The 14,387-nt window shown below is 64.4% G+C and carries 10 protein-coding genes; 6 read left to right on the top strand and 4 right to left on the bottom strand.

The features are described from left to right. The first annotated feature begins 150 nt into the window (after positions 1-150). The 4 genes from istB (at position 151) to KGQ19_RS42010 (ending at position 8,069) form a co-directional block, all read left to right on the top strand. Positions 151-921, top strand: coding sequence for an IS21-like element helper ATPase IstB (gene istB / locus KGQ19_RS41995; RefSeq protein WP_212020007.1), 771 nt, complete (start codon positions 151-153; stop codon positions 919-921). Between the two features lie 1,452 nt (positions 922-2,373). Further along, the gene (locus tag KGQ19_RS42000; protein ID WP_212020009.1) at positions 2,374-6,927 is read left to right on the top strand and encodes an RHS repeat-associated core domain-containing protein; all 4,554 of its coding nucleotides are present in this window, start codon (positions 2,374-2,376) and stop codon (positions 6,925-6,927) included. Then, positions 6,927-7,484: a suppressor of fused domain protein gene (locus KGQ19_RS42005; protein WP_212020011.1), complete on the top strand. Its 558-nt coding sequence runs from the start codon at positions 6,927-6,929 to the stop codon at positions 7,482-7,484. The genes KGQ19_RS42000 and KGQ19_RS42005 overlap by 1 nt, the downstream gene beginning before the upstream one ends. Before the next feature lie 60 nt (positions 7,485-7,544). Continuing rightward, positions 7,545-8,069 carry a hypothetical protein gene (locus KGQ19_RS42010; RefSeq protein ID WP_212020013.1) on the top strand — a complete coding sequence of 175 codons (525 nt, stop codon included), beginning with the start codon at positions 7,545-7,547 and terminating at the stop codon, positions 8,067-8,069. 420 nt (positions 8,070-8,489) lie between these two features. Here KGQ19_RS42010 and KGQ19_RS42015 read toward each other — a convergent pair whose 3' ends face one another. The 3 genes from KGQ19_RS42015 to KGQ19_RS42025 form a co-directional block, all read right to left on the bottom strand. Beyond that, positions 8,490-8,927, bottom strand: coding sequence for a site-specific integrase (locus tag KGQ19_RS42015; protein WP_212020014.1), 438 nt, complete (start codon positions 8,925-8,927; stop codon positions 8,490-8,492). 263 nt (positions 8,928-9,190) lie between these two features. After that, the gene (locus KGQ19_RS42020) at positions 9,191-9,901 is read right to left on the bottom strand and encodes an NUDIX domain-containing protein (protein WP_212020023.1); all 711 of its coding nucleotides are present in this window, start codon (positions 9,899-9,901) and stop codon (positions 9,191-9,193) included. Positions 9,902-10,148: 247 nt separating this feature from the next. Continuing rightward, on the bottom strand, positions 10,149-10,568 hold the full coding sequence (locus KGQ19_RS42025) for a hypothetical protein (RefSeq protein WP_212020025.1): 420 nt from the start codon (positions 10,566-10,568) through the stop codon (positions 10,149-10,151). 368 nt (positions 10,569-10,936) lie between these two features. Between KGQ19_RS42025 and KGQ19_RS42030 the strand changes: the two genes are divergently transcribed. Together KGQ19_RS42030 and KGQ19_RS42040 are read left to right on the top strand one after the other, a co-directional pair. Next, complete coding sequence (locus tag KGQ19_RS42030) at positions 10,937-11,389, top strand: cupin domain-containing protein (protein ID WP_212020027.1); 453 nt, start codon at positions 10,937-10,939, stop codon at positions 11,387-11,389. A 903-nt stretch (positions 11,390-12,292) separates the two neighbouring features. Further along, positions 12,293-13,750, top strand: a complete 1,458-nt coding sequence (locus tag KGQ19_RS42040; RefSeq protein WP_212020029.1) for a serine/threonine-protein kinase — start codon at positions 12,293-12,295, stop codon at positions 13,748-13,750. Between the two features lie 116 nt (positions 13,751-13,866). Here the strand turns inward: KGQ19_RS42040 and KGQ19_RS42045 are convergent, their stop codons facing one another. Further along, complete coding sequence (locus tag KGQ19_RS42045) at positions 13,867-14,094, bottom strand: DUF7336 domain-containing protein (protein WP_212020031.1); 228 nt, start codon at positions 14,092-14,094, stop codon at positions 13,867-13,869. Between the last annotated feature and the right edge of the window lie 293 nt (positions 14,095-14,387).

Consider the following 14,387-nt stretch of genomic DNA (forward strand, 5'->3'; position numbering starts at 1 on the left):
CCTGCACCTGGCCGGGCGCCTGCTGCGCCACGACCACGCCGCCGAACTGCGCACCAGTGCCGCATCCCTGGCCGACCAGGCCGCGATGCGGCTGCCGCCGGGCAGCCGATGGACCATCACAGACCACGAACACGAAAAGAGCCCGCTGCCATGAGCCCCACCGCCCCGGCACTGCCGGACGAGCTGGACAAACTGCTGCGCCGGATGCGCCTGCCCTATATGCGCAAGACCGCACCCGACGTGCTGGCCACCGCCCGCGCCCAGCGCTGGGACCCCGCCGAAGTGCTGCGGGTCCTGATCACCGAGGAGGTCGTCGGCCGGGACGCCGCCACCCGCAGGCTGCGCAGGACGACCGCGAACTTCCCCACCGGCAAGACCCTGGCCTCCTGGCGGCCGGAGGAGTCCTCGATCCCGGAGGCGACACAGAACTCCCTGATGACCCTGGAATGGATCGGCCGTGCGGAGAACCTCGTGATCGCCGGGCCGTCCGGCACCGGGAAATCGCACTTCGCGGAGGGGCTGGCCCACGCGGCGATCGAGAAAGACCTCAAGGTCGCCTGGTTCACCCTGGAGACCCTGCACGCCGTCATCGCCAAGACGAAGATCGACGGCTCGACCGCGCGGACGGTGGCCCGGATCTGCCGGGCTGACGTCGTGGTCATTGATGACATCGGCATGTTGCCGGTCCAGGCCGAGGCCGCCGAGGCGTTCTACCGGATCATCGACGCCGCCTACGAGCGCCGCTCGATCGTGGTGACCAGCAACATCCATCCGTCAGGCTTCGATTCGATCATGCCGAAGACGATCGCCACAGCCGCCGTCGACCGGCTCCTACATCATGCGCATCTGGTGCTCACCAGCGGAGACTCGCACCGACTGGCCCAGGCACTGGCCGGCAAGGGGGTGATCCCGTTGAGCTGACCGCACCGGGAACCCCCACGACCGCCCACCGAGAACTTCGGTGGGCACCCACCTGGATTTCTGATGTCCGCCAGCCTCGACATCACCCGGCCGCCCACCCCGACTTCCTCATGGCCGTTGACAGCGAGGCGTCGAGCTACCCGACGACCACCCGTTCGCCAACGTCAATGAATGCTTGGTTCGCGTGGGATGGCCGCCCCTTGGTGGTGCGTACAAGCTGCTCCCAGGACGGCCCTATGACTATCGCGGACCCTATACGGTGCCTAAGTCGGTGCCCGATAGGCCGGGCATATACGTGTTTCCGTGTACCAGAGTCGTCAGCTATCCTTACCTGGATAGTCGGATCGTCTATATCGGCGAAGCACATGGCAAGCACGGTTTGCGCCGCAGGCTGAACGATCACCAGCGCGGCATAGCCAGGTGTTACGACACAGTCATGGGCCATGGTGACTTCCCAGCAGCCTACGACTGGATGGTGGCCAGGGGCGGCTCCTGCGTGTGGTCCGCGATGCCAGTGAAGGATCACGATATCCCTGGACCGCGAGATATGGAGGCCTTGCTCATTCGAGAGTTTCGGCATCTGAACTGTGTCCTTCCTGTGGGCAACAGCCGGAACTGAGCGCCGAGTCCTGAGCGCGAGTACGGGGATGGGTAGCGCACCTTCGCCCGATGAGGACCTCGTCCAGTCGGCTCGCTGGATGTTCAGTCCCAACCTGTCGCGTCCCGTCGCGGAACCAGTGGTGCATGCGCGGTGAAATCCATAAAGACCACCGCTATAGAGCGGTTACGCCGCAGGTCGGGTGGTAAAGTATGTCAATGTATTGTGAGTCCCCTTGGCCCCACATACGATATGACTACTTAAGAGCAGGTTAGCGCCTGTTTTTAGGATCGATGGTGTCGAACCCGCTGGGCTCCCGCCAGCGTCGCAGACCGGCGATCATGGTTGTTTGGATGCCTGGTTGTGGCCGGTTTCGAGGCGTTCGGAGGCGGGATGGCGCCGGTTCTGGGATGTGGCCTCAGCTGGGGTCATCTCGGAGCCTGCGGTGGATGCGCGGTGGCGTTTCCGGTGCATCCATGCCTTGATTTCTATGTGATCGAGGGCCCGGATGGCGTCTGTGGCCATCGCGGTGGTGTGCCTTCTGACAATCAAACGCATACCCGGGTGCGGGGACTGCGATTGCACAGGTGGGCTGGTGAGTGGTGTGGAGAACGGAGAGTAGTCGACGTGCACTAAGGGGTTACGGGAGCTACGGGTGGTTTTGTAGACTCATTTGGTGTTGCGTGACGCAGCTTCGAGTGAGGACGGATCGTGGTGGGGAAGTCCTTCCCGTCCTGGCTGACCTGTCAGCAGGGCCGGCGACTGGTTGGGCCGTTCTGTCAGGGCGCTGATCGCGGTGGCGACGCCACGATGAACGCATGTGGTCAGAGCTGGGGAAACGGGGGGCTTTACTTATGGTGCGTCCAACGGGTTGGGACATCCTGGGCCTGGATGGGGATCCGACACCCGGCGTTGTGGAGTCAGTGCAGGCCCTAGCCAAGGAGTTCGGTGACTTCGCCCATGACGTTGAGTCGGCGTATCGGAGTCTGAACTCCTTTGGTTCCGACGCGGCGGCTTTGCAGTGGGTGGGTCAGACTGCTGACGCTTTCAAGTCCGCCTATGGTCCCCTGCCGGGCCGCCTGCAGAAGCTGTACACGTCTTACAGCGAGGCCTCCGATGCTTTGGCTGCCTACGCACCCAAGCTCCAAGCGGCGCAGTCGAAGGCTGACTCGGCGCTGCGACAGGCCCAAGACGCGAACGCCGATCTGCAGCGTGCCACTACCAGTGCCGGTACTGCTGCGGCTGATTTGAAGACGGCGCAGCAAAGCCACGCTACCGTCCCTAATCCGCAGGCCGTGACCGATGCACAGACCGCGCATGACACCGCGCAGACCAACCTGAGCAATGCCAAGGCCCGCATGGCCGTGCTGACGACGCAGGCGAACCAGGCTCATGACGACCGCATCACCGCCGCGAAAGATTGTGCCAGGGCCATCGGTCACGCCCAGTCCGATGGCATCCACAACAAGCACTGGTGGGAGCACATCGGGGCGGATCTGGCCGAGTGGGGTGGCAAGATCGCCGAGATCGCCAACGACATCGCCCCGATCCTCGACGTCATAGCCCTGGCCACCTCCTGGATCCCCGGCGTCGACGTCATCACCGCGGGACTCGCTGAAGCTGACAACTTGGTGGCCCTGGTCGGTACCGGCATGCAAGTCGCTGGTGACGCGATGCAGGGACACTGGGGTGACGCCCTGCTGGGTGCCGGAATGCTTGGCCTTCAGTTCGCCGGCGGGCGCCTGCTCGGCAAGCTTGGGGGTGAGGCCGAAGGCGAGGAGCGCAGCCTGGTCAACAACGTGGAGGGCGGCGCTACCGAGGAGGAGGGCGCCATCGGCGCCGAGGCCCGCACGGCTGAGGGCAACTCCGAAGGCACCTGTGAGACGGACCCGGTCGACGTAGTCTCGGGTTGGATGCTCTCCGGGGAAACGGATCTAGAGCTTCCCGGCGTGCTTCCCATAGTCCTGCGTCGTGCGTACTCATCCGGATGCCAGACGGGCAGGCTGTTCGGTCTGGGCTGGTCCTCCACGCTCGACCAGCGATTGTCAGTCAACGCGGCCGGGATCCATTTCGCGGGAGACGACGCCCAGCGTCTGGACTATCCCGTTCCCGCGACTGGCGAAGAAGTCTTGCCGACCCGAGGCGCTCGCTGGCCGATGGTCTGGGATCAAGAAACCGACGAGATCCGGATTACGGAGCCGCTGTCCGGTCGCACGCGCCACTTCACCACTGTCCACTATCGCGGCGATCTGGGCCAGATACGCGACCTCGTCGCCATCACCGATCGTCACGGCAACCGCATCGACATCCTGCGTGATGAGAACGGCACCCCGACCGGGATCGAACATCCGGGATATCGGGTCGCCATCGACACGGTAGCGACTCCTGCGGGCCCTCGCGTCGCCCGGCTTCGGCTGCATGACGGCACTGATGATGGTGCCGTCCTCAAGGAATACCGCTATGACGAACGCGGGCGGCTGACTGGTGTCATCAACTCCTCCGGGTTGCCGTACTCCTACGAACACGATGAGGCGGGGCGCATCACCGCGTGGATCGATCGCGCGGGGTACCGCTACGAGTACGAGTACGACCAAGCCGGCCGTGTCGTGCGAACCGGTGGTGCGGATGAGTACCTGTCCGGGACTTTCGAGTACGACGGTCGGTCCCGCGTGACGGTCTTCACGAACTCGCTCGGCCATCCCATCACGTATCGGTATGACGATTACGGTCACGTCTGCGCGATTACTGACCCGCTGGGTGGCACCAGGGTCTTCGAGAACGACCGGTTCGGTCGTCTCCTGACCCGGACCGATCCGCTGGGGAACACCACGCGCTACGTTCGGGACGAACGCGGCAACGTCGTCCGGACGGTCGGGCCTGATGGTCTTGAGGCCGAGATCCAGTACAACGACCATGACGAAGTAGTCGCGACCCGGCTGCCCGACGGATCCCTCTGGCGGCAGGAATACGATCCGGATGGCAACCTCATCTCGGTGGTCAACCCGCTTGACGAGGAGACACGGAACGCGTACCACCCGAACGGCGCATTGGGCTCTCGCACCGACGCGCTGGGCCTCATAACCGAGTTCGAGGCCGATGCCGCAGGGTTGACGATCACAGTGGTCGATCCGATCGACGCCCGGGTCGAGGTGGTACGTGACGCTTGGGGCCGCGTCGTGTCAATGACGGATTCTCTGGGGGCGACGACGTCGACCGGCTGGACCCCGGAGGGCCTGCTTGCGTGGCGGGTCATGCCTGACGGCGCCCGGGAGGAGTGGACCTACGACGCCGATGGCCATTTGGTTTCCTTCACCGATCCCTTGGGCGGCCTCACTCAGTACGGTCTGGGACCGTTCGGCGAGGCCACGGTTCGCACTGATCCGAACGGTGAACGGTTCGGGTTCGGGTTTGACACCGAGCTGAACCTGGTGTCGGTGACAAACCCTGCGGGAGCTGTCTGGAGCTACGAGTACGATCCTGCTGGCCGGATGGTGCGTGAGACCGACTTCATCCAGCGCTCCCTCGCCTACGGATACGATGCCGCAGGCCAGATGGTCGAGAAGGTGAACGGTCTCGGACAGCGATCGGTTTTCGTCCGGGATCCGGCGGGCCGGCTGGTCGCCCGCCAAAACGTGGACGGCGAGTTCGGCTACCGCTACGACCTAGCTGGACGCCTGATCGGGGCCACAGGGCCGGGCGGCTCCAGCGCGGAAATCGTTCGCGATCTCGGCGGGCGCATTGTTGCCGAAACGGTCGACGGCCGCACGGTGTGGAACGAATACGACCGCGCTGACCGTCGCATACGCCGCCGGACCCCGAGCGGAGCGGTATCGACGTGGGAGTACGACGATGCCGGCCGTACCCGTAGCTTGGACGTAGGTGCCGGAACTCTCACGTTCGACTATGACATCAGTGGCCGTGAGACCGTCCGCGGCTTCGGCGGGACGGTTCGTCTGGAAGCACAGTACGACGTCGCCGGCCGTTTGACGGAGCAAAGGCTATGGGCAGGCGATCAGGCGTCGAGCCCAACCGGGGAACACGGCGCCGGACGGTTGGTCCTCGGCCGAGAGTACGACTACTTGGCTGACGGCAACCCGAACGAGGTCAGGGACACGTTGCGGGGCACCCGCCGGTACCGGTATGACGCGATCGGCCGGGTAACGGCCGTTTCCGCTCGCACGTGGAATGAGGCGTACGCCTACGACGCATTCGGAAACCTCGCCTCGGCCACGCTGCCGGGCGACTCCCACACGGCCGGTGACCGTGAAACCGCCGGTACGCTTGTACGGCGGGCCGGCAGGACTTCATACGAGTACGACTCGGCCGGCCGGGTCATCCGCAGGATACGCCGGACGTTGTCGGGGCAGCGAAAGATCTGGTCTTATTCCTGGAACGCCGACGACCGGCTGACAGAGGTCACGCTCCCCGACTACGTTCGTTGGCGCTACACGTACGACGCTCTGGGTCGGCGCACCAGCAAACTACAAGTGATCGGCGATGGAACGACCGGCACGCTAGTGGAGTTCACGTGGGACGGAACCCGCCTTGCGGAGCAGACCGAGACGTCGCCCTCGGGCGGTGGTCAGAGTCTCACCTGGGACTACGAGCCCGACACCTTCCGGCCGGCCGCTCAGACCACCCGGATGTGGGCTGCGGATGCAGACCAAGCGCTCATCGACGAAGTCTTCCACGCCATCGTCACTGACATCGCGGGCACGCCCAGCGAATTGGTGGCAGCTGACGGCAGCATTGCCTGGCACAGTGCCACGACTCTGTGGGGTGAAGAAGCCGAACAGAGCGATGACAGCCGAACTCGCTGTCCGGTGCGTTTCGCGGGCCAGTATCGCGACGACGAGACCGGTCTGAACTACAACCTCCACCGCTATTACGACCCGGGCATCGCGGCATATCTGTCACCGGACCCACTCGGGCTCGATCCCGCTCCCAACGATCACGGCTATGTGCTCAACCCTCTCACCTGGATGGACCCGCTGGGACTAGCTTGTACCGGGTCCGGGAAGGCGCGTTTCGAGGTTGACAGCAACGGTACGGTCACTGACACCGAGAACCCCGTACCGACGCAGCGTTACAATCGGCAAGCCCACTATGGTGGTGCGCAGACGAGCTCGCCCGCAGGTCAGGCTGCACGTGCGGCTGGCGAAGGAGAGCCCTGCCCAGTCTGTGGGAAGACGATGGAGACCGGGACACCCACAGCGCCGATCCCCGAGCACGACCCGCCGTTGGTCATCCACTACTACCTTGAAGGTGGAGCTCACCTGACCAAGGCGGAGCGCGTCGCAGCGGCTCAGACCAACATCAACGGCGCGGTGTGCAAACGTTGTCAGAACCAGCAGGGCGCGGAGATGGCGAAGATCTCGAAAGCAATCAACAAGAACTTGGGACTGTGATGAACGATCTGCAGGATCGGCTCGCCGCGCTGGACGCGCATGTCGCAAGCTATTGGCCCACGCGCCATCGCGAGGTTCTGACCTGGGGTAAAGGGCCGATCGAAGAGCGGGTGCCAGGTTTCCGCGTGCTTCGGGTCGAGCCCGCCCAAGCCCTCGACGCGTGGGTGTACGTTTCGGTGGGTGCTTCGACGTCGGCCGAGACCAGCGGTCTGGAGTACTTCGTCATGTCGCCGGCGAAGGACGACCTGATCGTCGAGACATTGGCCATGGTGGCTCACTTCCAGTCTTTCGCGGCCCACCCTCTGGCCATCGGTTCGATCATCAACATCGGCAGGCCGTGGTTCCCGGGCTCGCAGTGCGATCACCTTGTGGTGACGCTGCCGTACCCGTTCGGTCCGAGCCTCGAAATCGCCGAAGCGGCACGCTTCGTGTGGCTCGTACCGATCACGGCGAGTGAAGCTGCCTTCATCCGGGAGAGCGGATTCGACACCTTCGAAGACCGGTTGGAAGCCAGTGGTGTCGATGTCATCGATCCCAAACGGCGCGCGATCGCATAGCGATGTCCCGGGGCGTCGCAAGCAGCCGCACTGGTGCCCGTGCTCCGATAGCCTGCGGTTGTGGCCGATCTTTCGCTGAAGTTCCTCATCGACGCAGATCACGGGCAGTTCTACGTCCAGGATCTTGATCCCTACGAGGTGTGGCTGGAGGATCACGGATTCGATCCGCAACCGGCTGGAGGCTGGACGGACGATGCGTTGACAGTCCACCGCATCGGTCTGGAACCTCACTCGATCTCAGTCGGTACCGCAAGAGACGACCTGGTCGAGGCGCAGATCATCGTTCACACGTCAGCGCCGGCCCTGGATTCGGCCGCTGTGCACATCGTGGAGGCCGACCTCGACGCCCCAACCGGCCACCTCGCCGTCTCCAGCCCCGGGGTCGATCCGGCCGACGGCCCGTCCATCGTCGTTCCCGCCGGCCTCCTGCGGGCTCGAGTCTCGTACGTTCCATCGGAGCCTCCGGTTCGCGATACCAACGGCGGGCCCGGAGATCACTTCCTCTATCGGATTGATCTGTGGCAAGTAGGCCAGGCTCGCGAAATCGTCGTCATCAAGCAGGGGCCAAGTTCCTGGGCGCAATAGGGCAGCAGGCGGACATTGCCGCCTGCTGCGGAGCGATCCTGCTGACGGGCTGCATGCCCCTGAAGCCGAAAGCGTGTAGCAGAAAGCCACGGGACCGCGGTCGGCCAGCCGGATCTCTGTCGCAACTGGTCGCGCCCTGTCTCAGAACCCGTGGTGCATGCGTGGTGAATCTCGCAAGAATCACCTATATCGGATGGCTCTGCACCAGGCCAGCGCTAAATTATATCAATACCTTGTGAACCGCCTTGGCTCCACTGAACATATGTTCGATACGTGCTCGAACGGCTGGTGAGGGCCCTGACCCGCAGGTCAGGACCGTTTTTCGTGGCCTCGTCGTTCGAATGTCAGGTCTCATCCAAACCCGTTTCAGATCATGGTTTGGTGGTGCTCGCGGCGAATGCGCGGTGAAATTCGGCCCGCTCAGGCGTCGAGATCGGACTCCGGCTCGGTCCACTCGGCGACTTGCGGTGCGGCGACGCCGGCATTGAGCCAGGTGGATACGCAGGCATGGCGTAGGTCGTAGGGGCGCTTGGCCAGCGGCGATTCGCATTGGGTCGGGCTCAGGACGGTCTCGCGGGTGTGAGACCACACGCTGGCGAAGGTCGCGTAGCCCAGTGGTCCACCGTCAGCGCGGAAGAACAGCCGCCCGTCCTCGGCGGTACCGGACTCCTCGATGTGTGCGCGCAGGTGGAGCGCCGGCTGAGGGCAAGCGGGAACGGTGCGACTCTCGTTCTTCGCGCGGTGTTTGAGGGCCTTGCATGGGCTTTCCACCCCTTCATCTGTCCAGATTGGCGTGCTGTATGGCGTCGAGCCCGCGAGGCACAGCGAACCCCATGCTCCACGCTTCTTAGGAAGCATGCAGTCCTGAATCCGCAGAGCGAGGACTTCGCTGGGGCGCAGTCCCGCGTTACACAGTAGGAGTCGGCGTCGCGATCGCCTTCGACGGCAATGCGGTGCTTGATTGTTTCGCGCCGCCGCAGTCGGCCAGAGCACCAGCGAGCAGCAGGACGGCGCTGAGGAGACGTGGTGATGCCAGCTGCATGATGCCTCTCAAAGCGGGCAGGTACGCCGACTCGTTCGACGCCTTGATCACGCATCCGCATTAAGAGGCTGATATGCATTTATGGGTGCCTGGAGCTTCCCTCTGCGATCAGAGCGGGAAGCTCGGCCAGCCCGATCCACTCTGCCGTGTATTCGCCCCGGCTGCGCGTACTGATCGGCGTCGCGAGGTCGGACCAGCCGACGAACAATTCCTGGCGAGCGTCCGCGAGGTCGGCGAACGGCTGAAAGCCGATTACGTGCTGGAGCCTCGCCGGACTGACTCCGGTCAGCGTCTTCGTCGTGCGCGCCGCCGCCGCAACCAGATCTTCGCCCTCCTCGACCGGCCCGCACGGAAGATCCCACGACCCGGTTCCCGGCGCCTCATGTTGGCGCCAGACCATGAGCAGGCGATCGTCAACGTCCAGGACCGCCGTCGAGACCGAGGCTGGCGAGCGCGCGATATACGAGTGCTTCTGCTGACCGGCGGACGAGCTGAGCTGTCGCTGCTCGACGTCGAAGAGCGGGCCCTCCAAGACGAGCCCCGCGGACTTCACCTTCCACTGCTGGACAGGTGGATCGGCTCGGCGAGGCTCGCAGACGAAGTACCTTCTGCCGTGTTCGGGCCGGATGCTGCCGTCGGCAATCAGCCTTGTCGGGGCGAGCCGAACGGTGTTCCGGCTGGTATCAAGCCGCCCGATGGTGCGCTCAGACGGCAGCTGCTGGCCGGGCACGTGGGTGCCGTTGGCGAGCCGGCTACGCAGCTTTGCCTCGACGTCCGCAGCTGTGCCCATTGCCCATCGCCTATCGTCTCGTCTCCGTTTTGTCCTTACCATCCGATTCGGAACTTACGGGACCATCGACGTTGATCGGCTTACCGCAGCGGTTCAACCTTCCTAGATGAGTACCGGCGACCGCGCGGAAAGGACTTGCCTGATCAGGCGCCCCGGTGCCACCGGCCGGCTAGGCCATGCTGATCATGTGCCACATGAATACGGGGGTGTCAGCAGCTAAGGGCTGGGAAGCATGAGCGCTGCGGGGCTACCAGTCGCTGCGGTCGCTGATCTGCGTCAGGTGCATGTCGTCAGTTGGCTCCCAGTGCCAACCGGCGTCGTCAGTGAACCTCAACAGGTACGCCGCGCAACGGTTGTTCTTCGCAGTGAGATCGAAGAGAAACTCTCGTATCGTCCTCTTCCTCATGATCTGAATCGGGAGGTTCTGCGTCTGAACCGTATTGGCGACCTGCCCCTCGGCGTTGACGTCGGCTTCGTAGACTTCGACAGGAAACGTCCAGTCAGTCCCCGCGCCCCCAACGGTCACGCGGCCCATCACGTTGCGGATCGGCCGTGCGGAGTTGTTCAACCTGCTTACGCAGCTGATCGCGTCGAGAGTGAGCCTTTCCGCGTAGCGGCCTGCGGAGCGGGAGTTCACCACCGAACGGCTGCGCGCCGATCTGCCCACTCCTGAAAGTCACCTGCTCTACCTTCTGGATGCTGCTACTGAATGGGACGATTCGTTCGCCGCTGGGCCAGACGCTCGGCAAGCCGCCCAGTGAAATGGGCCCGTGGCGACCGATCAATCGCTCGCGCTTCCCCTCGACCGGCTTCGAAGTCACTAGCCCAGCCGTCCGCTCCTTGCCCAGTGCCGTCGTCGAGCTGGATCCGTAGGGCGGGAACCCCAACCATGTCGAAAACCGGCCCCAGAAGCCACTTGGCATCGGTTTCCGACGAGATCGGACCACTGGATTTCCCAGAGCGGCGTCAGCGCGCAAAGTCAGACACGAACCGAGGTCGCCACCAAGAGACTAAGAGTGCTGAGAGGGCTGCGAGATGACGAATGACGCCCGTGAACCCGTGTTGCTCCCGCCCGGTGAGGGCTGCCGCTTCCACGTACCGGGCCCGTACGTGGTCAAACTCGCCGGCGAGCAGACTGCCGGATCGCTGGCGGTACTGGAGTCCGCCTTCGCCCCCGGCGAGGGAGCCCCGTTGCATCGCCACCAGGGCCACGATGAAACCTTCTATGTGGTCAGCGGCCGGTTCCGGCTGCGGTGTGACGACCGGGTCGCCGAGGAGGGGCCGGGTGGGTTCATGCACGTGCCGCGCACTCATCCGCATTCCTTCACGAACGTCGGCGAGGAGACGAGCACGATCCTGGTGGCGCTCAGCCCGGCGGGTTTCGAGAAGTTCTTCATCGAGGCGGCGGGCCTGTCCGCGTCCGGCCGGCCGAGCCGGGAGGCGATGGAGTCGATTCTGGCGCGGTACGACCAGGAGCTCGTTTTCTAAGCTTGCCGTTTAGCCTCAGGGATTGATCAATGCTCTGCCCATGGCTCCGGAACCGGGTTCAGCTCCCAGTCCGTTGGAGGGCTATCTCGCCGAGTTCGACCCGGTGTTGGTATCGCGTGCTCAACGGGCTGCTATCAGGGACTACACGGCGGCTTTGCTGCGGCTGAGCGAGCGGAGCCAGACGTTGACGGCACTGGCCGAGACCGATCCGGGGTGGGTTCCAAGCATCCCGAGGAGCAGCGGCTGCAATGGTTCTTGTCCTAGTCGCCGTGGGGCCACGAGAAGGACAACGACCGCAGGGTCCAGCTGCTGGTCGCCAATTCGCGCACCGCACCGCACGCCGACGGCGTGCCGATCATCGACGACTCCGGGGACCGGAAGTCCGGGCACGCCACCGACTACGTCGCCCGCCAATACCTCGGCTCACACGGCGAAACCCGGGGAAGGCATCGTGGCAGTCACGACCTGCTGGGCCGCCGACCCGCGCAGCCTGCTCAGTCTCAAATCATGAGAACGCGCCGACCGTGGGCTGGGGCCAGGGGCTGAAACGGATCTGCCGGATTCGTCGGCTCAACCTGTCGCACGCCGTCTCGGAACTTCTGGCGAATGCGCGGCGAAATTCGCAAGGAACGCCTATCTCGGAGGATTCCGTAGCAGGTCAGGGCTGCATTGTATCAATGTATTGTGAGCACTCTCGGCTCCACGTACAACGTGACTAATGCTTAAGTGCAGGTCGGTGGCTGTTCGGCTCGCTTAGGCGTCGGGATCGGGCTCGGCTCGGTTGCTTCGCCAGCTGTGCTTCTGCGGGGAATGTCGGACATCTGGGCGATTGGGTCGCGATGAGTCCGTCAGGGGCCACAGCTGCCCTACCTGTCGATCAAGGCAATCAGTACCCTGCTGAACGTGGTGGTATCCAACGATCAGGGCGGAAGCCAGCCTGTGCGACAGATCGGAAACGGGCGGTATCTCCTCGTCCGGGAGATCGCGTCTGGTGGCATGGGCAGGGTTTGGGAGGGTCGGGACAGCCAGCTGGATCGGGCGGTCGCGATCAAGGAGCTGTCGCTGGACTCGATCGCGGCCGTCGATCATGCGGAGTTCCTAGAACGGGCTGTGCAAGAGGGCCGCAATGCGGCGGCTCTTTCCGACCATCCCAACATCGTCACCATCTACGACGTTGTCGTCGAGGGTGGATCGCCCTGGACGGTCATGCAGTTCGTGCGTGGCCGGTCGCTGGGCGAGCTGTTGAAAGCCGGACCGCCTCCGGTAGAGGCTGTGGCCTCGATGGCCGGACAGATGCTGTCGGCAATTCGCCACGTGCACAATGCCGGCATCGTCCATCGCGATATCAAGCCCCACAACATCATGATCAACGAGAGCGACGGCAGGGCGCTGCTGACAGATTTCGGGATCTCCAAGAACAAGCGCGACGTCAGCCTGACACATACCGGCTTCATCATAGGCTCCGCGCCGTACATGGCGCCCGAACGTCAGTTGGGACAGTCAGGTGACCCTGCCTCTGACCTGTTCAGCCTTGGTGTGACCTTGTTCGAAGCGTTGGAAGGGTACAAGCCCTTCGGTGGCGATTCTGAGACGGGGACCGTCACTGGGGTTCTGACCAGTCCGTTGCCTCAGATGCGGCGTGGTGGACGCCTGATACCGCTGGTCCATGCGTTGACTGAGAAGGATCCGCGTAATCGGCCGACGGCGGAGCAGGCCATAGGCCTGCTTAACGGGGCGTCGGTCAACCCCGGTCCGGCACCGTTTCACCAGGACCTGATCACGGCTGGAGCGGCACCGATCGCGAGTGTGGGCACGGCTCTGAATTCGGGGGTGTTCGTCCCCGGCGATACTTTCCGTGGGCCTGGCGCTGGCAGGCGGAACAACAACAAGGGCCTGCTGGTCGCTGGTTCCGTTGCCGCCGTCGTATTGGCCGGCATCATAGGCGGCGCGTACATGTACAGTTCGCACACCTCGGCGGCTGGCTCCACCGGCGGCATCTCCACAGCCGGTGGCCCGTCGACCGGCAGCAACTCGTCATCCGACGGCTCGACCACCGGCGGCGGGCTCGGCGTCAGCGACCCGGGCTGCCAGGCCGCGATATCGGACCTCAGCAGCGGTTCTCAGTCCCTGCCCAGCGCCGCCAGCAACCCGTCGGACGCAATCAACACCATCAAGGCCATCGGGACCAAGCTCGACACCGACTCGACCAAGTCCACCAACCCGGCCGCGGCGGCGGCGATCAAGAAGGTCGGCGACGACTACATCGCTATGGGGAACTCAGTGGGGTCCGGCTCGCTGCCGAACTCCAACTTGCTCGAGACTGACTCCGCCGCGATGTCCAACGCCTGCACCGGAGGCTGAGGCCGCACACAAGCGCGGGTCAGGTGCGGACGCCGTGCGGTGCGGTCCGTGCACGGTGATCGCGGAACGTCGCAGGGCTCATACGTACATCAATAGGCTGACCTATGTCGCGGCTGCTAGACCGTTGTGTAGCCCTCGCTCCACCCGTCCTCGTCCACGGTGTACTCCGACACCTCGAAGCCGTCAGGGCTGTCGCGGAAGCCGGGAAGCTGCCGCGCTCGGACGATGCGGGCCTGCGCTGCTAGGCCGGAGGAGTACACGCCGAGCAGCTTCGCATCTTCGTCCGGCTTGTCATCGGCGTCAGCAGCCAGGTCGTGGGTCTGCCACAGCAAGTACACCTTCATAGGCCGACGCTAGCGCCCGCCACTTCGGGACCACGGATCCACGACGACCCCGACGACCCCGGCGTCACGGCCGATTTCGAAGCCCCCGTTCAGGCCGGGACAGTGGGGCAGGCGAGCGGGACAGCTGCCGGGCGAATGGCTTCCGGTTCGAATACAGGCACGTCGGCGCGAGTGCGGGAGCGGCGCCTTAGAGATGAGCGGTGCCGCCGCGAGCGCGGAGGGCGGCGGGGGACAGGCCCCAATGGCGTTGGAACGACTCGCTGAAGTGGCGGGGGTCGGAGTAGCCGCAGGAG

Origin of the sequence: Catenulispora pinistramenti (assembly GCF_018274385.1) — a bacterium.
In the GTDB taxonomy this organism is placed as follows: Bacteria; Actinomycetota; Actinomycetes; order Streptomycetales; family Catenulisporaceae; genus Catenulispora; species Catenulispora pinistramenti.